The following is a 22,552-nucleotide window of genomic DNA, read 5'->3' on the forward strand; positions in this document are numbered from 1 at the left end:
ACGATAATTACACAGAGGGCCACGGAGGGTGCTTCGTCAGTCCCGTCACCTTCACATCCCTGGGCAATGCCTCGTCGAGGTTGGCCATCGCCTGGTACTTCGTGAGGAATGTGGCTTGGGAATCGAATGCGCCGGCCTCAATGGCCCAAGACAGGAGTGTCAGCGTGTCCGCGTGCTGGATCCGACCGCCCGGGACGTGCTGGCCCTGCATGTGCTGCATGGCGAGTGCCCTCGCCTGCTGCCTTGTCTTCCGCGTGCCCGCCTCATCGTCGCAGACCAGGATCACCTGCTTTCCCGCACGGGCGAGCAGCACGCCGTGCAGAATAGCCATGTTCTCCCCGCGGTCCTTCGGGCGTGCGTACATGTCATCGAAAATCCATGCCGAAGACACTGCGGCAACATCTCCGCAATTCATCGGTCGGGTTGTCCGGGAGCACTTGCTTGAAGCGGTCCGGGAGCCGAGGCCAGACCTCCGCGGCCCGTTTGAACTGTCGCCGTCTCTTCGGTGTGTCAGTGATTTCGAAGTTCACAGCCTCAGGGACGTTCACAATGCGGTGTCCCAGGGCTGCCAAGAGCTGGCGCACGCAATCGGTGGTGAGGAATTTGAAAAGGGGGGCCGTGTCGAAGATGAAGAAGGGGTCCGTGTCAGGTTTGTGCATCAATCGGCGCCGCCCGTGAGTAGTGCCAACTCTTCCGCGGTGAGACCACCACTGGCGTCCGTCGGACGTGCAGGCGCGACGTCATCGGTCTTCATGGGCCGAATGCCCTCCGCCTCCAACCGTGCTGCCACAATGCGCGGGTCGCGCTCGCCCTCCAGCCGTGCAATGGCCGCGGGCGTGATGAGATCCCAGCGGTACGCATAGGTGGCTCGTGCCAGGAGTTCCTGCGGTGCCCGAGGTGTCCTGGCTTGGTCAACGAGCGCCTGGTACTCCGCGCGCCACCCGAACTGTGAAGCGAGGCTCCCCGAGGTCATCGAGTTCCACTCACGGTAGGCGTCCTGGTCGATGGCGCCGATCTCTCGCAGCTGGATCGCCACCATGCCAGGCGAGGCCATGTACCTCTGCACGAGGTCTGACAGCAGGGCGAGGGTGGCCGCTGCGCTGTTCGCTGCGGCCTTGGCGGCATCGGCGGCATCGAGAGGGACGAGAAGGTGCCGGGCGAAGGCATCCGCCTGGATCTCCTCCGGCGTGCGCTCCCCCCAGTCGCCGTGGTCGAGATACCGGTCCACGTTACTCAGCCGCAAGTGCCCCAACTCGTGGGCCAGCGTCGACCTGAGTCGCATCGGATGGACTGTGCATCCGACCGCCATCATGTACCGATCGCCGAGGCGCATGGTCATGCCATGCCCCGGCGCAGGCGCATCGACGTAGGCGACGCCGATGCCCATCGTCCGCTCGATGAGCCGCGCCATGTTCACGATCGGTTCGGCACCCAGGTTGAACTCGAGCCGAAACTCCTCAGCCGCTTCCCGGCCAGCACTCTCGTTGCTCACGCGACTTCCGGTACGCCGAGCTCGTCGAGGCGTCGGGCCAGCCCGAAGGCATAGATCATGTAGTCGGCGAGGGCCTTGGAACCAGCATCATCCGTCCGGCCGGCACATAGCACCTGATCGGCCAGGGTGTTGGTGCCCAGCAGATCGGCGACCAGTACGCCGCAGGCGTCAGCCAGAACCGACAATTCCGCGATCGATGCCTCTCGGTGCCCGGCCTCGATCCGGTGGATCGTCGACTGCGAGATCCCGGTGTACTGCTCCAGGTCACGCTGAGTCAGCCCGAGGGTTTCACGTGCTTCGACCAACCGCCTCCCGATCCGAGCATCAACATCAGACATGGTGAATCACGCTCCTCAGTTTTTGATTCTACTCCACGGGTGGCCGCCCGTCAGCCCCTTGTTGGCTGAGAAGAGATCGTTCGCGTCACACGCCATCCGGTCGCACCACTGAGGGCACCACCATCCCCGAGTACAGATTTCCGGCCGGGTCCATCTCAGGCCAGCAGCCCGCGGATGTCGTCCAGGGTCAGGGCGCCGCTGCTCAGCGCCTCGTCGCCCACCACCTGGTCGAACAGATCGCGTTTGCGCTGCTGCAGCTCCACGACCTTCTCCTCGACGGTGTCGGCCGACACGAGACGGTAGACCATCACCTGCTTGTCCTGGCCGATGCGGTGGGTGCGGTCGATGGCCTGGCGCTCGGCGGCCGGGTTCCACCACGGGTCGAGGACGAAGACGTAGTCGGCCTCGGTGAGGGTGAGGCCGAAGCCGCCGGCCTTCAGCGAGATGAGGAACGCCGTCGCGTCGCCCTCCTTGAAGGCCCGCACCCGCTCCTCGCGGCGGCGGGTGCGCCCGTCCAGGTACTCCCAGCCGATCTGCTCCTCGCTGAGCCGGTCGCGGACCAGCCGCAGGAAGCTCGTGAACTGGCTGAACACGAGCGCCCGGTGCCCGGCCTGGGCCAGCGAGTGCAGCTGTTCGACGAGCGAGTCGATCTTCTCCGAGCCGACGGCCAGGTCGCTCTTGTCCAGCAGGCCCGGGTGCAGGCTGAGCTGGCGCAGCCGGGTGAGGGCGGCGAGGATCTCGATGCGATGCGTGCGCGCATTGTCGTCGAGCAGGCCCAGGACCCGCATCCGGGTGGCGGCCAGCTCGCGGTCGTAGATGCGGCGGTGGGCGCGGCTCAGCGCGATCGGCACGACGAACTCCTGCTTGGGCGGCAGCTCGGCGGCCACCTGCTCCTTGGTGCGGCGCAGCATGAGCGGGCGGGTGCGCCGGTGCAGCAGCTCCAGCCGGTCCGGCTGCTCGCCCGACTCGATCGGGCGGGCGAAGGCGGTCTGGAAGTGCTTCGGTTCGGGGAACAGGCCCGGCGCCGCGATCGACAGCAGGCTCCACAGGTCCATCAGGGAGTTCTCCAGCGGTGTGCCGGTGATGACCAGCCGCATGCGCGCCAGCAGGCGCCGCACGATGGAATAGGTCTTGGCGGTGTGGTTCTTGACGAACTGCGCCTCGTCGAGCACGAGCAGCCCCCACTCGAGCGAGGTGAAACTCGCCTCGTCCAGCCGCACGAGCGTGTACGAGGCCACGACGATGTCGGCGTCCTCGACCGCCCGGGCGAGCGGGACACCGGACTTGCTGGCCGTCTGGTCGATGACGACGACCCGCAGCGAGGGCGCGAACTTGCCGGTCTCGCCCGTCCACGCGGCCATGACCGAGGTGGGGGCGATGACCAGCGCCGGGTGCGTCAGCTCACCGTCCTGCTTGGCGCGCGCGATGAGTGCCAGGGTCTGCAGCGTCTTGCCCAGGCCCATGTCGTCGGCGAGGATGCCGCCGAGCCCGGCCGTCCACAGGGCACTCAGCCACTGGTAGCCCTCGACCTGGTAGGGACGCAGCTCGGCCCCGATCGTGCCCGGCACGGCGGGCGGCGTGGTCTCGTCGAGGCGCAGGAGCGCGGCGACCGAGCGCTGCCAGCGTGCCGAGGCGGCGGTGATGACGCCGGATGCCTGCAGGTCCTGCCACATGCCCAGGTCCCAGCGGCTCAGACGCATCCGGCCGGTCTCCGGGTCGGCGAGACGCGACGCCTCGTCGGCGAGGTGCCGCAGCGGGTCCAGCTCGGGTCGCTCCAGGTCGATCCAGGCCCCGTCGTCGAGCAGGACGTGGTCGTCCCCGGCGGCCATGGCCGTCAGCAGCAGCGTCACCGGCACCTGCCGGTCGCCGACCTGGACCCCGACCGACAGGCCGAACCAGTCGGTCGAGTGGGCGAGCGTGGCGTCCTCGATGGCCGAGGTGGCCCCGAGGGGTCCGTCGGGCTCGTCGTCGAAGATCTCGATGCTCAGCCGCGGGGCGGCGGTGAGCTCGGTGTAGCCGGGGCGCACCCCGATGGACTCGACGAGCACATCGGGGTCGGCCTCCAGCACCGGCAGCCCGTGGGCGACGAAGTCGAGCAGCGCGCGCCCGGACAGCTCGGCCGACAAGCCGCCGACGAGGGCGTGCACCCGGTCGAGGAGCCGGCGCGTCTGGTCGCTGATGAGGCCGGCAGGGCAGCGCTCGAGTTCGAGCCGGGTGCTGTGGCCGGCCGAGGCGAGGGTGACGCCGCTGCGCAGCGACGCCCGCCCGAGCTGGCTGAAGTCGATCTGCACCCACACCCCGCTGACCGGCGGCTCGTTGATGTCGACCCTCTCGTCACTGCTCGTCAACTGCACGTGCCCGCGCAGCTGCGGGGCGTACAGGCTCAGGAAGCGCGGCAGGTCCGCGGCCGGCAGTGCCAGTGCGGGTGCCGCGGCGAGCAGGGGGCGCACCGCCTGGTCGACGGAGTGGTCGAGCTCGGTGAGGCGCAGTTCACCGCGGGGCTCGGTGCGCAGGATGCCGTGGGCGGGTTCGCCGAGCAGCGTCCAGCCGGGCCGGAAGGGCTCGATGCGGTCCTCGTGCCGCAGCTGCACCTGCAGCTCGTAGTCGTCGCCGGATGCGGCCAGATCGAGGCAGAGCGAGGCCTTCGCCGGGTCCAGGTGCACGCGGGCGTGGCGGCGGTCGCCCAGGTCGTGCAGCAGTTCGACGCCCGCGCCGACGGCCCGGCGCAGCTGCGCCCAGACCTCGGCCGGCAGTGACTCGAGCGTCGTGCGGTTCATCGCGTAGGTGTCATCGGCGCTCAGCAGCTGCGCCAGCCCCAGGACGGCGGCGCGCTGGTCGGAGCGGGCCTGCACCATGGCGGGGGAGTCGATGAGGTCGCGCCAGCGCACGCGCTTGCTCACCCAGTCGCCGTCCACGCTCGTGCGCAGCAGGTGCAGGTGCCAGCGCCCCGACGAGGAGTAGTCGTAGCCGGCCATGCCGGCGCTCTCGAAGACGACGGCGAGTTTGCGGGTGCCGCCCTGTTCGGGGGCCAGCCGGGCCATGGCGCGCTCCCACGAGCTGGTCGGTGCCGGTGTCGCGTCCGCGGTCCTGCCCTCGAGGACGAGCTGAGCGGCCGAACGGCTGCTCATGAGCAGCGCGGCCGCGTGCTTGCAGTCCTTGCCCTTCGGGCAGGTGCACGAGTCCGACCAGGTGACGACGCGCTGGCCCGCGCAGATGAAACGGATCGAGGTGTCGTACGGCGACGACAGGGTGCCCTGCACGTGTCCCGACAGCGTCGCGGTGTCCAACCGGACGTCGGTGACGACACCGGCCTGGCCGGCGTAGGCGGCACCCCGCTCGAACGAACGCTGCGGGTAGTGGTTGAGCAGGATCTCATCGCTCAACCTGGCCAGCCAGCGCAGCTGGACCGAGGCCGCGGGATCGTAGTCGAGGTGCGCGTTCATCCGGCCAAGTCTAGGCATGATTGCCGGACGAGGCGAAGTGGGGAACGCCGGGCTGCCGGTGCTGCCGCGGGCAGGCGGCCCAGCCGACGGGCCGCACCGCACCGCCCCGGCCAGGGCGCTGATCCGCCGCGGCACGAATCGGGCCGGGGACTCCGCCGAAGCTCTCAGGGTCTCTGCGACGCGGCTCCAGCGCCGAGCCAGGTGCACCGTGCCCGGCGGGGGACACCGACCCGGGCCGTTCCCCCCTCGTTGCGCGGTTCGGCCTCCCTCACGCTGGGTGTACGCGCCCCGCCCACTAGGCTCACGGTATGTCAGTTCGGATCGGTTCTCACGTCGACGAGAAGGACCCCGTTGGTGAGGCTGCCGTGCGCGGCGCCGAGGTCGCCCAGATCAGCCTGGGCGACCCGCAGAGCTGGAAGGGGCCGGTCCTCGACTACGAGGGCGGTCCGCAGGCGCTGCGTGCCGCCGCCGAGGCGGCGGACCTGATGCTCGTCGTCCACGCGCCCTTCGTCATCAACGTGGCCAGCACCAACAACCGCATCCGGGTGCCGAGCCGCCGCCTGCTGCAGAAGCACGTCGACATGGCGGCCGAACTCGGCGCGATCGGGGTCGTCGTCCACGGCGGCCACGTCACGGCGAAGGACGACCCCGAGGCCGGCTACGCGAACTGGGTCAAGGCCGTGGACGGGCTGGACGCCAAGGTACCGATCCTCATCGAGAACACGGCGGGCGGGCAGCACGCCATGGCCCGCCGCCTGGAGTCCCTCGACAGGCTGTGGACGGCGCTCGGGGCGGTCGACGGCGGCGACAGGATCGGCTTCTGCCTCGACACCTGCCACGCCCACGGCGCCGGGCTGGGGCTCGACGGCCTCGTCGAGCGGGTCATGGCCGTCACCGGACGCATCGACCTGGTGCACGCCAACGATTCCCGCGACGAACCGGGCACCGGTGCGGACCGGCACGCCAATCTCGGCCAGGGCCTGGCCGACGCCGAGGCCATCGCACGCATCGTCGCCACGGCCGGGGCACCCGCCATCGTCGAGACCCCCGGCGGGGCCGAGGCCCAGGCCGCCGACATCGCCTGGCTGCGAGCGAGGATCTGACATGTCACACCACCGCCCGCTGCACTACGCGCAGGACAACGTCGCTCTCATGTTCAAGGCCGCGGCCGCCCGCTACAGCCACCGTCCGGCCACCCGGGTGCGCGTCGGAGACGAGGGCGCGGTCTGGGACATCGCCACCTACCGCGAGTTGGACGAACGCGTCACCCAGATCGCCTGCGCACTGCTCCGGCAGGGCATCACCGCCGGTGACCGTGTCGGTATCTACGCCCGCAACCGTCCCGAGTGGACCCAGGCCGACCTGGCCTGCCAGTACATCGGCGCCGTCCCGGTGCCGATCTACGCGACGAACACGCCCGAGCAGGCCGCCCACATCGCCGGCGACTGCCAGATGGTCGCCGCCTTCGCCGGTAGCGCCCAGGAGACCGCCACCATGATCGAGGCGGCCACCTCGGTACCGAGCCTGCGCCTGGTCGTCTCGATGGACCCGTGCGACGACGACCCCCGGCACGGCACAGCCTGGGACGGCGAGTTCTGCTGGCTCGCCGATTTCGCGCCCGCCGGTGAACCCGCCGACACCGCCCTTGCGGCCGAGGTCGATGCCCGGCTGGCGTCGGCCACCGGCGACGACCTGTACAGCATCATCTACACCTCGGGCACCACCGGCGAACCGAAGGGCGTCATGCTCGCCCACCGCGCGATGATCGCCGAGTTCCGGGCCCTCGACGAGATATTCGACATCGGTCCCGCCGAGCACTCGCTGTGCTTCCTGCCCCTCTCACACGCCCTCGAACGGGCCTGGACGGCCTATCTGTGGGCGCACGGCTGCATGAACACCTACGTCACCGACACCCGCAGCATCGCCGAACTCATGCCGCTGGCGCGCCCGACCATGGTGGTCGCCGTCCCCAAGCTCTACGAGACGATCATGACGATGGCCCGCGAACAGGCCGCCGGATCGCGGCTCCGCAAGCGCCTCTTCGACTGGTCGATCGGTGTCGGCGCCAGGGTGCAGGCCGCGTACAACAACGGCGAGTACCCGTCGCTGCGCGACCGCGCGAAACTGCTCGCGGCCGACCGGCTCGTCCTGAGCAAGATCCGGGGCGCCATCGGCGGCCCGAAGAAGATGCTCGTCAGCGGCGGTGCTCCCCTTTCGCGGGAGGCCGCGTTGTTCTTCGGCGCGGCCGGGCTGCAGATCCTCAACGGCTACGGCATGACCGAGGCGGCCCCGCTCATCTCCTTCAACTCGCACTCGCACTGGCAGCGCGGCAGCGTCGGACGGGTCATGAGCGGCGGGCGGCTGCGCATCGGCCCCGAGAACGAGATCCTCTACACCGGCCCCAACCTCATGGACGGCTACTGGGGCGACGAGGAGGCCACGGACCGGGCCTTCTGGACAGACGAGGACGGCACCCGCTGGCTGCGGACCGGTGATGCCGGCAGGATCAACCACAAGGGCTATCTGTTCATCACCGACCGGCTGAAGGACATCATCGTCACCAAGGGAGGCAAGAACATCGCGCCCCAGCCCATCGAGGCGCTGCTGCAGGCCGACCCCCTGTTCGAGCAGGCGGTCCTGCTCGGCAACGACAGGCCGTTCCTGACGCTCCTGGTGAAACCCTCGCTGCCCACGATGGGTGAGATCGCCGAGAAACTGCAGATCCAGTACGGCCACGTCAACGAGCTCTTCACGAACCCGCGCGTCGTCGAGGAGGTCAAGGCCCGTGCGGCCCGGCTCACCGGCTCGCTGCCCAAGCACGAGCAGTTCAGGGAGCTGCACCTGTCACCCGAGGAGTTCTCCATCGCGAACGGCCTTCTCACCCCGACGTTGAAGGTGAAGCGACGGGAGGTCGAGCGGCGTTTCGCCGACGTCATCGACCAGATGTACGCCCGCTTCTCCGAGCGGCGCGACAGGAGCCTCGGGGTGGACCAGGGGCGCGCGGCGGCGGAGACCGGGGTGGGCCCGGCTGCGTAGACTGGCGGCGTGCCCGAACAGCCTCGAAGCATCCGCAGCCGCCAGGCGATCATCGAGGCGACTGCCGATCTCATCGGAAGACAGGGCGTCAGCGGCACGTCGGTGGCGGACATCATCAGGGCCTCGGGCACCTCGACGGGGGCGATCTACCACCACTTCGGCAGTAAGCAGGAGATCATCGTCGAGACCGCCCGGCAGGCGCTCCACTGGCCGATGACCGCCATCACCGAGTACTTCGACAACCCCGCATCCCCGGCAGACCTGTTCGGCTACGCGGTCGAGGCGCTGCGCTTCGGCCCCGAACTGGGTGAACTGCTCGTCCAGCTCGGCGCGGGCGGCCTCAGCGACGACGAACTGGGCCGGGCGCTGCGCGCCGAGTTCAGCCAGCTGCGCGACGGACTCGACCTGACCCTTGGTTCGTGGGCCCGCAACCAGGGCCTGCCGCAGGAGCGGGTACGTGGCCTGGCCGAGATGCTCGTCGGGCTGATCCTCGGGTTCGCCACCCAGCGCGCCCTCGTCGACGACTTCGACGAGGCAGCCTACGAGGTCCAGGGCCGTGCGATGCTCGCGGCAGCGGTGGCCGGCTGACGGCATCCTCCCCGCCCGGTCCGCTCAACCGCGCCCCATCAGCCGGCGGATCCGGGCGCGGGCGTCGACCATGGCGGGGCCGTACCAGACCACCGGGCGTTCGGGCAGGATCCGTACGTCGTGGCCGGGGAAGCACTCGGGCCCGTCGTCCGGGGTGAACGGATAGGGCGCGTCGAGCAGGACGACGGCATCGGCGCCGGCCCGCTGGATCGTCTCGACGGTGACGGCCGGGTAACGCGCGGACCGCCAGCCCGCGACGTCGAGCGGCGCCAGCGGGAAACCGGAGCGGCGCAGCAGGTCTGCCGCGTAGGTGCGGGGCCCGACGACCATCCACGGGTCGCGCCAGATGCACACGACGACGCGCGCGCCAGGCTCCTCGTCCGGTGCGCTCCAGGCGCGAGAGGCCGCCGCGAGCCACTTGGGCTCCGGGGTCAGGCCGAGCGCCTCGCCCAGGAGCCGACGCAGGCTCGCCAGGGCGCCGTCGACGCTGTCCACGTCGGTGACCCACACGGCCACGCCGGCCGCGCGCAGCGCCTCGACGTCGGCGCGGCGGTTCTCCTCCCGCGCTGCGACGACCAGATCGGGTGCCAGGGTGGTGATGGCCGCCAGGTCGGGGTTCTTCGGGCCCCGCACCCGGCGGACGGCGTGCCCGGCCCGCTCGGCCAGGTCGGCCGGGCGGACGCAGAACTCGGTGGCTCCGACGATGCGTTCGGGACAGCTCCAGGCGAGGGCCTCGGTGAGTGAGGGCACCAGGCTGACGACACGTCGGGGCAGCGCGGCCGGTTCGACGGTGTACCCGAGATCGTCGGTCGCCATGGTCCCCTCCCCGCGCTGCCGGATCCCACTCTGGCACACCGTGTGGCCACGCGCCGCAGGGTGCCGGACGGCGGCTGTCGGCAGGGCCCGTGCGGGGAAAACGTTCATGGTTTCAGCCGGCGGGCACTTGGCGTGGAGTGCGGCCCCGGTCCGATCCTCATGAATGAGTTTCATGGGGCACACGCATTGCCGCGCGCGGCTCCCGAGGGACTTCTCGAACCCTGCCGAGCCGTGGGATGAACTCCTGGCCGTGCGGTGCAGGACCCGGATCAAGAACCCACGCAGGAGCGGGGACACGGAGTTGTTTTCCCAAGCCGGTCACTGGCTCGTGCTGGTCCAAGAAGACCCGTCGGCGCCCCCGAGCGCCCCAGGATCGAGGACGTCAACGATGGCATCTGGCGCAGCCCGGTTGAGCTCATGGCCCGCCCCGGGCACGACATGGAGCGTCGCCTGCGGCAGAAGCTTCTGCAGCCGCCTCGACGCCTTCAGGTTCGCCCGGTCCCTTCCCCCGCACAGGATCGCCACCGGGCACACGATCTCGCCCAACCGTGGCGTGAGATCCAGTGACCGCATGGACCGGGCCAGTTCGATCACCTCACTCTTGGAGATGCCCATGCCGCTGAAGGACCTGCCCGGCATGCACCGGAACAGGAGGTTCTGAAGGCCCATGAGCAGGCGGGGTGTCCTGTACTGCGCCCCGATGAGAACCAGCGAAGCCACTTCGTCGGGGTGCCGGATCGTGTAGTCCATGGCGAGCATCGCCCCCAGTGAGAGCCCGCAGAGGCGAAGCGACTCCGTCGTGCCCGCATACCGGTGTTCCAGATCGGCCAGCATCCGGGAGTAGCTGACCTCGCCGGTCGTCTCGGCGAACAATTCCGGGCAGTCCACCTCACCGGCGGGAATCCGGGTGATCACGCCATCCCAGTCCTTGGCCGTCTGGCCCAATCCATGCAGCAGAACGGTTCTCATCTCTGGTCGGCTTCCTCGTCCATGCGGTGGCGATCGACGAAATCCAATCCGAAGCAGACGAGAGCGAGGACAAGGGTGATGGCGCTGTTGAAGATCTCCGATGTGAGATCGCGGGTGCCTTGCTGAAGGAACGCGGCCGCCAGGTGAGTGATTGCTATTGGAACGGGGATCATGACGAGGAGGGAGAAACCGGCCGCCCGGTACCAGTTCGGCCAGAACCTACGGAAGATTCCGTACACCGCCCACAGGGTGGCGACCGCAACCAGCGAGATGCAGGCGCCCAGGGTGAGGATGACGGATTTCTGCAGCAGCACGGACAGCAGTGCGAGCAGCGGGACGGGAACGATACTCGCCATGAGCAGCGTCCTCAGGACAGGCCTCGTCCTGGCCGTCAGGCCCGGGATCAGTATGAGCCATCCCGCGACGATGGATGTGGCGGCGATGAGGGACCAGGACAGCTCGTCCGCAGTGAAGTAATCACAGATCAGGCACACGCAGATCGCGGTCAACGCTGCCGCGGAGAAGCTCACCAGCAGAATGCGCCTGCTGCGCTCGGACAATCTGTAGTTCCGCTTCCTGACGGGCAGCTCGTCGGGCTCGACCATGTCGTCCTTGATGAGATAATCGGAGGACACGTTGAATATGTCGCTGAGTTGGGCGATGAAGAACAGGTCCGGTGAGGACTGGTTCAACTCCCATTTCGAAATGGTCTGCCGGGTGACCGTGATCCTTTCCGCCAGGGCCTCCTGGGAGAGCCCCTGCTGCCTTCTCAGCCGCTGTATCTTCTCACCGGGGGTCATGTCACTCGCCTCCTGTTCCTCGGGTCTGGGACAACAGTAGCCAGCGGGCCATCGATCGGCCGCCAATCCTCACTGGAATGGGCGCAACGATCCGTTGCGGCACGCCTCGTGTGCACAGCGCCCTCGTTCGGGGCGGGTGGACTCGGCAAATTGTTGATCGCGTTTTCCCTCTTCATATGGGTGTGATGGTTCTCAGTCCGGATCGCCGATCGCTACGAGACCCATCGCATCCACAACGTCAATGACGTATTGACGGCCCGAGCCCGATCAGTCCCCTCCGGTTGGAATCGTTGTCGCTGCTCTGGCCTCATCATGCCGCGATGAGCACGGATACGAGGCGAGCCCCGGGTGCGTTCTGTCGTCACCCGGTCAGGATAGGATATCGCGCCACCACGAGGCGAAAGTGGGGCAGCGTTCAAGGATTGCATCAAGGCCCGCCTCGGCGACGAGATCAGGTCCAGTAACTGTTTTGCTGTAGTTCGGAGCCGCTTTCTTGAGGCGTTTTGACGGTGCCGTCTCGGTGCCATTGTTGACGAATTCCGGGCCGCCAGCTGCCACGATGGCGCGTCGCAGGGCAGCGAGTTCTCGACGTGGAATTACTCCATCGCCATGACCGGCATCGATCGCCGCCAGGACCAGTGCTTCGATCTCATGGAGCACGACGAGAGGGCAAAAGCGGTCATCTTGATATTGCGCGCGGAGCGCGTTGACGAGTTCGCTTTGACGTGTGATGCCATTCCCTGCTGCATCGCGTCCGGGGGCGCCTCGGGGATACTGGTAATAATCGATGAGGAGTCCTATTCGGCGAAGATTTCTGTCTTTGAAGAAACCGGTGAGCGCCTTTTGGTAGTTCGTCCAAGTGCCTCCGCCGCTGTGACTTCCTGAGGGGGTGCTGGACGTCTTGACGGTCACGGCTTTTAGGAAGATGTCTTGTTTCAAAGCGGCTGGAGTGAGAACCCTATCGGCAAGAGTTCTCTCGGTTGGACCTTCAACGAGGACAATAACACGACGATCATCCTTGTTCATGAGACTGCTTCCTCGTGCACCGGTTGCCCATCCAGAAGCCCCATTTCCCAGAGATTGCCCGTCGAGTAGTCGTCGAGGAAGGCCGCGAGGAATTCTTCATCGGGGCGTACTGCCTCGGTGGCGCCATTGACCCGGTTCAGGACGACGATCTCACCCAGCTCGAAATGGGAGACCAACGGCACGGACTGAGTGGCCAGGATGACCTTGTGGCCATTCTGGCCGGCGATGCGGACCATCTCCGCGAGCAGACTGATCGCTGCCGGATGAAGCCCGAGCTCCGGCTCGTCCAGAACCACTGTTTCCGGAAGATCGGGTCCCAGTAACAAGGTGGCCAAGCAGATGAAGCGCAGTGTGCCATCGCTGGCCTCATGGGCTGTGAAAACGCGATCCAGTCCCTGCTGTCTCCATCGCAGTTCGATAAAACCTGAGGTATCGGGCAGGAGAACGAAATCATCGAAGAAGGGAGTGACATGTCGAATGGCGGAAACAATCCTCAGGTAGTGTTCAGGGTGTTCGGTTTTCACCCGGTAGAGGTAGGCGGCAATGTTCGCGGCGTCCGAGTGCAGACTCAAGTTGTCGCCAACCCGTGGCTTGCTTTTGACGGGTGCATTGCTGGAGACATCATCGAAATGGAAGACTCGACATCCTTCAAGGATGGGGCGAACGTAGGCGGCGAAATTATGGAGTCGTTTTCCAGCAGTTTCCGATTCGACGATGTGTCGGACTTTGCTCTGCAGGCTGAGTCCCAAGTCTTCGTCATAGGGGCGTTGCCACTCGCGGCCGGCTTGGAAGAGCAGCCATTCGTGCAGTTCTGCTACTACTTCTGAGTTGAAAACCTGTATCGGGATGGCAGATATTTCGACGCGATAGCCGTTCCGATGGTCCTGTTCGTCGAACTCCGATAGGAGTTCGACGAAGATGTGCTCGGCGGTTTCTTCGTAGTTCTCGAAGAGTAGGTTGCCGACTCCTCCGCGCTGTTTCAGGTATTCATGGAAACTGCCGTCCCAGATGCGTGAGACCAGTTCCAAGGCGCTCACCAGATTCGATTTCCCTGAGCCGTTGGCCCCGATGAGCACGGTGACGTCTGAGGTGAGATCCAGCTCAAGCTGGCGGATCGATCTGAACCCCTCCACGACAAGGCGTCCCAATCTTGCACTCATGTGTCGAGTCTAGTTGCTGGCTTGAGGTGTGGACAGGCGTTGAGCGAAGTGGGCCCGAGCCATAAGCCAGTCGATGGGCTGACAGCTCGGGGCCGGGGGAGCGGGCCGGTCGGGTCGTGCGCGATGATGGGTTCACCGCATCCCCTGCCCGCGGGAGGTCTGCCATGTCCACGGAGCTGTCACGACTCAGGTCCGGCCCCGACGCCGTTGAACAGCCCGGCGGGGTCGGTCTCGGCCGCATCGACGTCGTCGCCCCGGGCCTGGCCAAGGACGTCATCGACGGCGCCCGGCAGGTCTGGTTGACGGTGGCCGGCCTCGACCACGAGGCCTTCACCGACGGCAGGGCCAGGGCCACCCTGCCGGGCTGGTTCCGCAGGGCCTGCCGGCGTCGCCCGGCCGGCTCCGACCGGATCTGGGACGTCGACGCCTGGCTGCCCTGGGCCGACCCGGGGGAGCGTCCCTGGCGCTGGTGGGACGCCGACGTCGTGGACGAGGACCGCGGCTGGGTGAGCATCGTCCTGTTCGAGCGGCCCTGCCCGGTCGGTGTCCTGGAGGCCACCTTCTACGCCCTCGGCGCCATGCGGGTCGACGCCGATTTCTGACCGCGGGCCGGCCGCCCGCCGTCATGGTCCCGTCCGGTTCTCAAGAGGGCCGACGCGTCACGCCGGGGGCGCCGCGGTGCTGGCCCGCACGACGAGCCTGGTCGGGATGATGACATGGCTCTCCTCGAGCGGCCGCCCCTGGGCCTGGGCGAGCACGAGCCGGACCATCTCGGCGCCGGCGCGACGGAAGTCCTGCTCGACCGTGGTCAGCGGGGGAAAGGCGTACTCGCCCAGCGGCAGTCCGTCGAAGCCCACGACGGAGACGTCCTCGGGCACCCGCCTGCCCGACTCGTGCAGGGCCCGTATCAGCCCGAGCGCCACCTCGTCGTTGGCGCAGAGGACCGCGGTGACCTCCGGGTCCCCGGCCAGCTCGAGCCCGGCCGCGTAGCCGTCGCTCGCCTCCCAGCCGCCCGGGACCGGCTCGGGCACGGCGATCCCCGCCTCGGCCAGGCAGTGCGCCCACGCCGCGGACCGGACGTGTGCCGAACGCGAATCCGCCGGGCCCGCGATGTGATGCACCGTGCGGTGGCCCAGCCCCAGAAGATGACTCATCGCCTCGCGCACCCCCTGCACCTGGTCCGCCGACGCCGATGGATAGCGTCCGGCGAGCGCCGAATCGGAGGAGGCCACCGGAAGGCCGGCCGGCAGCGCCAGGTGCTCCGCCGTGGCGGTCCCGGCCTGGACGATCACCAGGCCGTCGATCGACTGCTGGGCGAGCCGGCCCACCGCCCGGCCCATCTCCGCACCATCGGGATGGGCGACCTGCGCCATGACGACCGTGTACCCGGCCTGCGCTGCTGCCTCCAGGACGCCGCTGGTCGTCCATGCCTCACCGGTGCGCTGGATCTGCTGGGTGAGCACGCCGATCGTGTGGAAGGCGCCGCTGCGCAGTGCCTGGGCGGCCTTGTTCGGTGTGTAGCCGAGCTTGTCCATCGCCTGCAGGACCAGCTCCCTGGTCCTGTCGCTCACGTTCGGTGCGCCGCGGGAGACCCTCGACACCGTCTGCGAGGAGACGCCCGCGAGCCGCGCGACGTCGATGATCGACGGCGCGCCTGCCGCACCAGGACGTGAGCCTCCCATGGACCGGACCATACCAAGGCGGCGCGAGCGATCCGTCAACATGGTTGTTGACGTCGACAATTCTGTCTAGTTGACCATGAGTTCAGGTCATTTATTCCGCGTTGACTTGACGCAAACGGTGGCGTGATGCATGATGTTAACGTTATCACTCAAAGGTGCGGCTCCGCACGGGTCGCATCCCCTCAGAACACCTGGCGCCCGCCTCGGAGCAGAGGCCCGCCAGGCAGACGTCACAAGGGAAGGAACGCCGACGATGATCGTTCCCAGGCACTACGAGGACCTCTCGGTGCTGCACGAGAACACCCTGCCCACCCGCGCCTACTACGTCCCCGGCTCGCCCCGCAGCGGCCACGACCCGCTCGACCGGGAGTCCTCGGACCGGTTCCAGCCGCTCAACGGCGACTGGGACTTCCGCTACTACGACAGCGTCCACGAGCTCACCGACGCCTTCTACGCCGCGGACCACGAGCCGCAGGGTTTCGCCCCGGTCAAGGTTCCCGGCAGCTGGCAGCACCAGGGCTACGACCGGCACCAGTACACGAACGTGCGGTACCCGATCCCGCTGGACCCGCCGTACGTGCCGCATGACAACCCGGCCGGCGCCTACCTGACCGAGTTCGACCACGTCCCGGACGCTGCAGCCCCCGCGGTGAGCCTCGTCTTCGAGGGCGTGGACTCGTGCTTCTACGTCTGGCTCAACGGCACATACATCGGCTACAGCCAGGTCTCGCACGCCACCGCGGAATTCGACGTCACCGAGCAGATCGTTCCCGGCCGCAACCGGCTGGCGGTCCTCGTCCTGAAGTGGTGCGACGGCACCTACCTGGAGGACCAGGACAAGTTCCGCACCAGCGGCATCTTCCGCGACGTCTTCCTGCTCAGACGCCCGGCCGCGGCGCTCTTCGACTACTTCACGACGACGCAGCTGGGCGAGGAGGCCGCCACCGTCACCGTGCGGGCCGCCTTCCGCGGCGGCGAGGTGCCGACCCGGCTCGAGCTGGCCGACGCCGACGGCGCCCCGGTCGCCGGAGCCGTCCTCGAACCCTTCGGCGCCGACCCGCAGTTCACGCACCGGGCCGTCCTGACCGTGCCCCGGCCGCACCTGTGGAGCGCCGAGGACCCCTATCTCTACACGCTCACTCTCAGCTGCCCCGACGAGGTCATCAGGGACCGGGTCGGCCTGCGCGAGGTGCGGACCGACGGGCCGGTCCTGCTCGTCAACGGCGCGCCGGTCACGCTGCGCGGCGTCAACCGGCACGACAGCGATCCGGTCACCGGGCCCACCGTCGACCTGGACCACATCCGCCGCGACATGCGGCTCATGAAGCAGTACAACGTCAACGCGATCCGCTCCTCGCACTACCCCAACTGCCCGCAGTTCTACCAGCTGTGCGACGAGTACGGCTTCTACGTCATGTCGGAGGCCGACAACGAGAGCCACGGCACCCAGACGCAGTTCCTGGCCGATGACTCCTGGCCCAATGTCGTCGAGCACTGGAACGAGCGGATCGCCAACAATCCCGCCTGGATCGAGCCCACGCTCGACCGGGTCCGGCTGTGCGTCGAGCGCGAGAAGAACCGTCCGTGCATCATCTCCTGGTCGGCGGGCAACGAGTGCGCCTACGGCTGGACCTTCGAGGCGGCGCTGCTGTGGATGAAGCAGTTCGATCCCAGCCGCGTCACCCACTACGAGAGCGCCTACTACCGCTCGGGCGACCGGCGCTACGACTACTCGAGCATCGACCTGTACAGCCGCATGTACCCGAGCCTGGACGAGATCCACGCCTACCTGGACGACGAGCCCGACAAGCCGCTGATCCTCGTCGAGTACTGCCACTCCATGGGCAACGGGCCGGGCGACCTGGAGGAGTACTGGCAGCTCATCAACGCCGACGAGCGCATGTGCGGCGGCTTCGTCTGGGAGTGGTGCGACCACGCGGTGCGCGCCGGTACCACCGCGGACGGGCGGCCGATCCACCTGTACGGCGGCGACCACGGCGAACGGGTCCACGACGGGAACTTCTGCGTCGACGGGCTCGTCTCGCCCGAGCGGGAACCCCACCCCGGCCTGCTGGAACTCGGCAACGTCCAGCGTCCGGTGCGGGTCACCGCCCTCGACCTCGCCGCCGGCACGGTCACCCTGCGCAACGACCTGGACTTCACCGATCTCGCCGGCTACGCCGAGGTCTCCTACACGCTGACGCGCGACGGCGAGCTCGTCGACGAGGGGCCCGTCGAACTGCCCGCCTCCGTGCCGCCCCACACGAGCGCGACGGTGCCGCTGCGCATCGAGACCCCTGCCAGCGGCTGCTGCTTCCTCACGCTGCGCTACCGCCTGGCCGAGCCCCGGCCACTGCTGGAGGCCGGCCACGAGCTGGGTTTCGACGAGATCGAGGTGCCCACCGCCGAGCCCCGCCTGCGCGAGGCCGCGGCGCTGCTCGGCCGCGCTGCCGGCGGGCCCACGCCCGGCACCGTGCAGGACGAGGAGGCCATCACCGTGCGCGGCGAGGACTTCGAGTACTGCTTCGACCGGAGCACCGGCCTGCCTCGCACCATGACCGTCGGCGGTGAACGGCTGCTCGACCGGCCGGCCGAGGTCAACATCTGGCGCGCCCCCACCGACAACGACCGCTCCATTCAGCTGGAGTGGCTGCGGGCCCGCTACGACCAGACGAGCACCCGCGCCTACAGCACCGCCGTGTCGACGACCCCCACCGGGCAGGTGTTCGTCGATGCCACGATGGCGCTCGTCGCCCCGACCGTCCAGCCCATCGCCCGTCTCGGGGCGCGCTGGACGATCGGTGCCGACGGCTCACTGGCCCTCGACCTGAACGCCCAGCGCGACACGGAGTTCCCCTTCCTGCCGCGCTTCGGACTGCGCCTGTTCCTGCCCCGGCGGCTGGACGCCGTGCGCTACTTCGGGCTCGGCCCCCAGGAGAGCTACGTCGACAAGCACCGCGCCTGCCACCACGGCATGTTCACCAGCTCCGTCGCCGATCTGGGGCACGACTACATCCGTCCGCAGGAGAACGGCAGCCGCGCCGACTGCGAGCTGGTCGAGCTGACCGGGCCGGGGCTCGCCCTGACCGTCGTCGGCGCGCGGCGGTTCTCGTTCAACGCCTCCGCCTGGACGCAGGAGGAACTGACCCGCGCCCGGCACGACGTCGAGCTGGAGCCCTGCGGCTCCACGGTCCTGTGTCTCGACGCGGCGATGTCGGGCATCGGCTCCAACAGCTGCGGGCCGGCCCTGCTGGAGCGGTACCGCGTCGACGACGCGGAACTGAAGCTCAACCTGCGGCTCGTCCCCGCCCTCACCAACTGACCACCCGCCAACCACTCGTTCCCTGGAGAAAGGTGAACTCATGCCAGAGAAGAAGTACCTGAGGTGGTACAACAAGGTCGGCTACGGATCCGGTGACGTCGCCGGGAACGTCGTGTACGCCCTCCTGTCGGCGTTCGTCATGATCTACCTGACCGACACGGTCGGTCTCAACGCGGGCGTCGTCGGCACGCTGATGATGGTCTCGAAGCTGTTCGACGGCTTCTCGGACTTCGTCTTCGGCACGCTCCTCGACAAGACCCAGACCAGGATGGGCAAGGCCCGCCCGTGGATGCTGTGGGGCTTCTTCGGCTGTGCCGCGATGATCATCGCCATCTTCGCGATCCCGGTGAGTCTGGGCGACACCGCCAAGTACGCCTGGTTCTTCATCGCCTACACGCTGCTCAATGCCGTCTTCTACACCGCGAACAACATCGCCTATTCCGCACTGACCGCGCTCATCACCAAGAACAGCTCAGAACGCGTCCAGATGGGCTCGATCCGGTTCATGTTCGCCTTCGGCACCAGCCTGACCATCCAGACGATCACCGTCGAGGGTGTCAAGATGCTCGGCGGCGGCGCGGAGGGCTGGCGGACCATCGCCATCATCTACGCCCTCGTCGGCCTGGCGGTGAACACGATCTCAGTGCTGTCGGTCAAGGAGCTCTCGCCAGAGGAACTCACCGAGATCGACGACGCCGAGGCCGCCCGGCAGGCCGAGAAGGTCTCGGTCGCCGAGTCCTTCAAGCTGCTGGCACACAACAAGTACTACCTGGTCATCCTCGTCATCTTCATCATGACCCAGATGTTCACCGCGACCCTCAACATGGGCATCTACTTCATGACGTACATCCTGGGCAATGCCAACCTCCTGGGCCCCTTCGCATGGGCCATCAACATCCCGCTCATCGTCGGGCTGCTCTTCGCCCCCGCGGTCGTCGCGAAGTTCGGCGGCATGTACAAGGTGAACATCGTCGGCTACATCATCGCCGTCCTCGGGAGGCTGGGGGTGGCGGGCGCCGCCTACCTGGGCAATGTCCCGCTCATGATGTTCTTCTCGGGCGTCGCCTCGCTCGGCATGAGCCCGCTGCAGGGCACGCTCAACGCGCTCATCGCCGAGGCCTCCGAGAACACCTTCCTGCGGTTCGGCAAACGCATCGACGGCCTCATGTTCTCGTGCACCTCACTCGGGGTGAAGGTCGGCGGCGGTCTGGGCACGGCGCTGGCCGGCTGGCTGCTGTCGTCCAGCGGCTACGTCGCCAACGCCGCGGAACAGGCGCACTCGGTGATCGCCATGCTCTACTTCATGTACCTGTGGATCCCGGCCATCGCCAATGCGATCATCCTGTTCCTGCTGTGGAGGCTCGACGTCGAGAGAGCCAACGAGCGTCTGCGGGCCGCCGCGGCCGACCCGGAGGTCGCCTCGGCCTGAGACAAGGACCCGTGCGGCCCGGCCCCCTGTGCGATGGGAGGGGCCGGGCCGCACGTCATGCGGGTTCTGGCGGTGCCGGGCCGCGTGCCCGGTCACCTGCCCATCCGGACGGACGTCGAGGGCGCGGCTCCGCCGACGGCCCGTGCGCGGCGATCCGCCCGGTGCGCCGGTCGCTGCACAGCCGGGGCCGTGGCGGCACGGGCCGGTCGTTGACCGGCGCCGGCGAGCAGCTGGCTAGCGCGCCGTCTCGACGACCACGGCCGTGCCCTGACCGGCGCCGGCGAGCAGCTGGCTAGCGCGCCGTCTCGACGACCACGGCCGTGCCCTGACCGCCCCCGATCGCGATGGCCGCCAGGCCGTATCGTCCCCGGCCCTGGCGGACCAGCTGACTGAACAACCGGGTCAGCAGGATCGCTCCGGACGCGGCCCACGGATGCCCCAGTGCGATCGCGCCGCCCTGCGGGCAGTTGCGCCCCTGATCGATGCCCAGGGCGTCCAGGCAGGCGAGCACCTGCCCGGCGAAGGCCTCGTTGAACTCGACGACGTCGAGCTGGTCGGGGGCGATGCCGCTGCGCTCGAGGGCCAGCCGGCAGGCCGGGACGATTCCCCAGCCGGGGCGGGCCGGGTCGCAGGTGGCCGAGCAGAGCGCCAGGACGCGCAGCCCCGGGCTCCGGTGCCGAACCCAGGTGTCCTCGTCGGCCATGAGCACGGCGGCCGCCCCGTCGTTGATGCCGCACGAGTTCGCGGCGGTGACGGTGCCGTCGCCGCGGAAGATGGGCCGGAAACGGGCCAGCCGCTCGATGCTGAAGCCGGAGCGGGGCCGTTCGTCGCGGTCCCTGCCGCTGATGGGAATGATCTCGGCGGTGAACAGCCCGGCCTCCTGTGCCGCAAGGGCCCGCCGGTGGGAGTCCACCGCGTAGGCGTCCTGGCGTCGTCGGCCGATACCGCGCTCGGCGGCCAGCGCATCGGCCGCCTCACCCATCTCGGGGTCCGGCCGGCCCGGCGGGGAGAAGGGCGCCCGCTCGTAGCGCTGGGCAGGTCCTCCGCCGGTCGGTGGCCAGTAGGTCAGCGGCTCGGTCGAGACGGCCTGGACGCCTCCGGCGATGACGTATCCGGGCTCGGCCGTCAGCCAGTGGTGGCCCACCTCGACGGCGGCCAGCCCCGAGCCGCACTGACGGTCGACGCTCAGCGCGGGTATCCCGTCCAGCCCGGCTGCGAGGGCGGCGACCCGGGCGACATTGCCGCCGGGGCCCCGCACAGTGCCCACGACGATCTGCCGGATCAGCTCGGGCGCGGGGCAGGATCGCGCCAGCTCGGCGAGCACGGGGGCGGCCAGGTCGGTGGTGCTCATGGTGCGCCACATGCCGCGGGCCGAGCCGATCGCGGTGCGCCGGGCGTCGACGACGTAGACGCTCATCGCAGCTCCTCGGCCAGCCGGTGCAGGTCGATCTTCCCGGTCGTCGTCCTGGGCAGGCGGGGGATGACCCGCCAGACGCGGGGCCGCTGCGGGCCGGACAGATTCCGGCGGGCCCAGCCCCTGACGTGGCGCAGGTCGTCGTGGCTGGTCGTGACCGCGGCCAGTACCTGTCCCAGCTCGGGGTGCGGAAGACCGAGCAGCACCACCTCGCCGTGGGCACGTGCGGCGAGCCTGGCCCGCAGCGGCGCCAGCTCGACGGTCGCCCCGGCGGTCGTGATCGCCCCGGCCCTGCCCCACACCTGGAGCAGCCCGTTGTCGAGCCGGCCGCGGTCGCCCACGGTGACGAAACCGTCCGCGCGCCGCCGGAACGCGCCCGGTCCCTCCGGCTCGAGACAGCCGTCGGCCAGCCAGGGAGAACGCACCCAGATGCGGTCGTCGGCGGTGTCGATCTCCACGGCCTCGAAGGGGCGCAGGTCCTGCGCATGCCGGCCGAGTGCGACGAGCGAGAGCTCCGCGGCGCCGTAATAGTGCACCACGTCCCAGCCAAGACCGGTGGCCCACTGCCAGAGCGCCCGGGACAACCCGTCCCCGGCGACGAGAGCCTTCATCGGCGCGTGGCTGTCGAGCGCCCTGGCCAGCCCGGACGGGGTCAGCGTCGCCCAGCTCGCGCCCTCGGGCCGAGAGTCCCAGGCGGCCCCGGCGTACTCGCACAGGCAGGCCGAGAAGAGGTTCATCGTCGAGTCGAGGGGCCCTGGTATCCACATCCTGTCGCCGGCATGAAGCCCCGTGCGCTCGATCAACGGCGCGAAGGAGCGGGTCCATGAGCACGTGCTGCGCACGATCGTGCGCGCCGCACCGGTGGTACCGGAGGTGCGCAGTGCGATCGGCGCCCCCTCGCGGTGGGCACGCCAGAATGCGGTGGTCGGCTCGGGGCCGTCGAGTCGTACGGTCTTCACGCGATCATCTCTCCCAGACAAGTACCCTCACAGGGCTGAACATTGTTCAATAGCTGTGCAGTGTAGCTTCCTGCGGGT

18 protein-coding genes are annotated in these 22,552 nt (G+C 68.6%); 6 read left to right on the forward strand and 12 right to left on the reverse strand.

Annotated features, from left to right (window positions below; translation table 11 throughout):
- Positions 1-7: 7 nt before the first annotated feature.
- From D9T14_RS13940 to D9T14_RS09730, 4 genes are all read right to left on the reverse strand, one after another.
- Positions 8-364: a PIN domain-containing protein gene (locus D9T14_RS13940; RefSeq protein ID WP_197720612.1), complete on the reverse strand. Its 357-nt coding sequence runs from the start codon at positions 362-364 to the stop codon at positions 8-10.
- Positions 365-658: 294 nt separating this feature from the next.
- Positions 659-1,492, reverse strand: coding sequence for an ImmA/IrrE family metallo-endopeptidase (locus tag D9T14_RS09720; protein ID WP_119162113.1), 834 nt, complete (start codon positions 1,490-1,492; stop codon positions 659-661).
- Complete coding sequence (locus D9T14_RS09725; protein WP_119162112.1) at positions 1,489-1,830, reverse strand: helix-turn-helix domain-containing protein; 342 nt, start codon at positions 1,828-1,830, stop codon at positions 1,489-1,491. The genes D9T14_RS09720 and D9T14_RS09725 overlap by 4 nt, the downstream gene beginning before the upstream one ends.
- 155 nt (positions 1,831-1,985) lie before the next feature.
- Positions 1,986-5,273 (reverse strand): DEAD/DEAH box helicase, encoded by a 3,288-nt coding sequence (locus tag D9T14_RS09730; RefSeq protein ID WP_170175615.1) that lies wholly within the window; start codon positions 5,271-5,273, stop codon positions 1,986-1,988.
- A gap of 308 nt (positions 5,274-5,581) precedes the next feature.
- Between D9T14_RS09730 and D9T14_RS09735 the strand changes: the two genes are divergently transcribed.
- Genes D9T14_RS09735 through D9T14_RS09745 form a run of 3 tightly spaced genes read left to right on the forward strand, consistent with a single transcriptional unit; the run spans position 5,582 to position 8,897 of the window.
- A complete protein-coding gene (locus D9T14_RS09735; protein WP_119162110.1) occupies positions 5,582-6,376 on the forward strand; it encodes a deoxyribonuclease IV in 795 nt (264 codons plus the stop codon).
- 1 nt (position 6,377) lies between these two features.
- The gene (locus D9T14_RS09740; RefSeq protein ID WP_119162109.1) at positions 6,378-8,309 is read left to right on the forward strand and encodes an AMP-dependent synthetase/ligase; all 1,932 of its coding nucleotides are present in this window, start codon (positions 6,378-6,380) and stop codon (positions 8,307-8,309) included.
- Positions 8,310-8,318: 9 nt separating this feature from the next.
- The gene (locus tag D9T14_RS09745; protein WP_119162108.1) at positions 8,319-8,897 is read left to right on the forward strand and encodes a TetR/AcrR family transcriptional regulator; all 579 of its coding nucleotides are present in this window, start codon (positions 8,319-8,321) and stop codon (positions 8,895-8,897) included.
- A gap of 24 nt (positions 8,898-8,921) precedes the next feature.
- Here the strand turns inward: D9T14_RS09745 and D9T14_RS09750 are convergent, their stop codons facing one another.
- The 5 genes from D9T14_RS09750 to D9T14_RS09770 form a co-directional block, all read right to left on the reverse strand.
- Complete coding sequence (locus D9T14_RS09750) at positions 8,922-9,713, reverse strand: helical backbone metal receptor (protein WP_119162107.1); 792 nt, start codon at positions 9,711-9,713, stop codon at positions 8,922-8,924.
- Between the two features lie 318 nt (positions 9,714-10,031).
- Positions 10,032-10,682, reverse strand: a complete 651-nt coding sequence (locus D9T14_RS09755; RefSeq protein WP_119162106.1) for an alpha/beta fold hydrolase — start codon at positions 10,680-10,682, stop codon at positions 10,032-10,034.
- Positions 10,679-11,482 (reverse strand): helix-turn-helix domain-containing protein, encoded by an 804-nt coding sequence (locus D9T14_RS09760; RefSeq protein WP_119162105.1) that lies wholly within the window; start codon positions 11,480-11,482, stop codon positions 10,679-10,681. The genes D9T14_RS09755 and D9T14_RS09760 overlap by 4 nt, the downstream gene beginning before the upstream one ends.
- A 369-nt stretch (positions 11,483-11,851) precedes the next feature.
- Positions 11,852-12,508 carry a DUF4276 family protein gene (locus D9T14_RS09765; protein ID WP_119162104.1) on the reverse strand — a complete coding sequence of 219 codons (657 nt, stop codon included), beginning with the start codon at positions 12,506-12,508 and terminating at the stop codon, positions 11,852-11,854.
- Positions 12,505-13,668 (reverse strand): AAA family ATPase, encoded by a 1,164-nt coding sequence (locus D9T14_RS09770; protein ID WP_119162103.1) that lies wholly within the window; start codon positions 13,666-13,668, stop codon positions 12,505-12,507. Before D9T14_RS09770 ends, D9T14_RS09765 begins: the two co-directional genes overlap by 4 nt.
- Positions 13,669-13,832: 164 nt before the next feature.
- Here D9T14_RS09770 and D9T14_RS09775 point away from each other — a divergent pair, with 164 nt between their 5' ends.
- Positions 13,833-14,270 carry a hypothetical protein gene (locus D9T14_RS09775; protein WP_119162102.1) on the forward strand — a complete coding sequence of 146 codons (438 nt, stop codon included), beginning with the start codon at positions 13,833-13,835 and terminating at the stop codon, positions 14,268-14,270.
- 57 nt (positions 14,271-14,327) lie between these two features.
- Here the strand turns inward: D9T14_RS09775 and D9T14_RS09780 are convergent, their stop codons facing one another.
- Positions 14,328-15,350 carry a LacI family DNA-binding transcriptional regulator gene (locus D9T14_RS09780; protein ID WP_119162139.1) on the reverse strand — a complete coding sequence of 341 codons (1,023 nt, stop codon included), beginning with the start codon at positions 15,348-15,350 and terminating at the stop codon, positions 14,328-14,330.
- A 253-nt stretch (positions 15,351-15,603) separates the two neighbouring features.
- Here D9T14_RS09780 and D9T14_RS09785 point away from each other — a divergent pair, with 253 nt between their 5' ends.
- Both D9T14_RS09785 and D9T14_RS09790 read left to right on the forward strand, forming a co-directional pair.
- Entirely contained in the window at positions 15,604-18,672 is a 3,069-nt protein-coding gene (locus tag D9T14_RS09785; RefSeq protein WP_119162101.1) for a glycoside hydrolase family 2 TIM barrel-domain containing protein, read from the forward strand.
- Between the two features lie 40 nt (positions 18,673-18,712).
- The gene (locus D9T14_RS09790) at positions 18,713-20,101 is read left to right on the forward strand and encodes an MFS transporter (protein WP_119162100.1); all 1,389 of its coding nucleotides are present in this window, start codon (positions 18,713-18,715) and stop codon (positions 20,099-20,101) included.
- A 292-nt stretch (positions 20,102-20,393) separates the two neighbouring features.
- Here D9T14_RS09790 and D9T14_RS09795 read toward each other — a convergent pair whose 3' ends face one another.
- Positions 20,394-21,518, reverse strand: a complete 1,125-nt coding sequence (locus D9T14_RS09795) for a thiolase family protein (RefSeq protein WP_119162099.1) — start codon at positions 21,516-21,518, stop codon at positions 20,394-20,396.
- Positions 21,515-22,474 carry an AMP-binding enzyme gene (locus D9T14_RS09800; protein ID WP_232012402.1) on the reverse strand — a complete coding sequence of 320 codons (960 nt, stop codon included), beginning with the start codon at positions 22,472-22,474 and terminating at the stop codon, positions 21,515-21,517. Before D9T14_RS09800 ends, D9T14_RS09795 begins: the two co-directional genes overlap by 4 nt.
- Positions 22,475-22,552 lie beyond the last annotated feature (78 nt).

The organism is Propionibacterium australiense (assembly GCF_003666605.1).
In the GTDB taxonomy this organism is placed as follows: Bacteria; Actinomycetota; Actinomycetes; order Propionibacteriales; family Propionibacteriaceae; genus Propionibacterium; species Propionibacterium australiense.

Bases quoted from the DNA above. Each gene is read 5' to 3' on its own strand.
- D9T14_RS09760 (WP_119162105.1), bottom strand. From the start codon at position 11,482: ATGACCCCCGGTGAGAAGATACAGCGGCTGAGAAGGCAGCAGGGGCTC.
- D9T14_RS09725 (WP_119162112.1), bottom strand. From the start codon at position 1,830: ATGTCTGATGTTGATGCTCGGATCGGGAGGCGGTTGGTCGAAGCACGT.
- D9T14_RS09795 (WP_119162099.1), bottom strand. From the start codon at position 21,518: ATGAGCGTCTACGTCGTCGACGCCCGGCGCACCGCGATCGGCTCGGCC.
- D9T14_RS09750 (WP_119162107.1), bottom strand. From the start codon at position 9,713: ATGGCGACCGACGATCTCGGGTACACCGTCGAACCGGCCGCGCTGCCC.
- D9T14_RS09755 (WP_119162106.1), bottom strand. From the start codon at position 10,682: ATGAGAACCGTTCTGCTGCATGGATTGGGCCAGACGGCCAAGGACTGG.
- D9T14_RS09790 (WP_119162100.1), top strand. From the start codon at position 18,713: ATGCCAGAGAAGAAGTACCTGAGGTGGTACAACAAGGTCGGCTACGGA.
- D9T14_RS09785 (WP_119162101.1), top strand. From the start codon at position 15,604: ATGATCGTTCCCAGGCACTACGAGGACCTCTCGGTGCTGCACGAGAAC.
- D9T14_RS09770 (WP_119162103.1), bottom strand. From the start codon at position 13,668: ATGAGTGCAAGATTGGGACGCCTTGTCGTGGAGGGGTTCAGATCGATC.
- D9T14_RS09775 (WP_119162102.1), top strand. From the start codon at position 13,833: ATGTCCACGGAGCTGTCACGACTCAGGTCCGGCCCCGACGCCGTTGAA.
- D9T14_RS09735 (WP_119162110.1), top strand. From the start codon at position 5,582: ATGTCAGTTCGGATCGGTTCTCACGTCGACGAGAAGGACCCCGTTGGT.
- D9T14_RS09740 (WP_119162109.1), top strand. From the start codon at position 6,378: ATGTCACACCACCGCCCGCTGCACTACGCGCAGGACAACGTCGCTCTC.
- D9T14_RS09780 (WP_119162139.1), bottom strand. From the start codon at position 15,350: ATGGGAGGCTCACGTCCTGGTGCGGCAGGCGCGCCGTCGATCATCGAC.
- D9T14_RS09765 (WP_119162104.1), bottom strand. From the start codon at position 12,508: ATGAACAAGGATGATCGTCGTGTTATTGTCCTCGTTGAAGGTCCAACC.
- D9T14_RS13940 (WP_197720612.1), bottom strand. From the start codon at position 364: ATGTACGCACGCCCGAAGGACCGCGGGGAGAACATGGCTATTCTGCAC.
- D9T14_RS09730 (WP_170175615.1), bottom strand. From the start codon at position 5,273: ATGAACGCGCACCTCGACTACGATCCCGCGGCCTCGGTCCAGCTGCGC.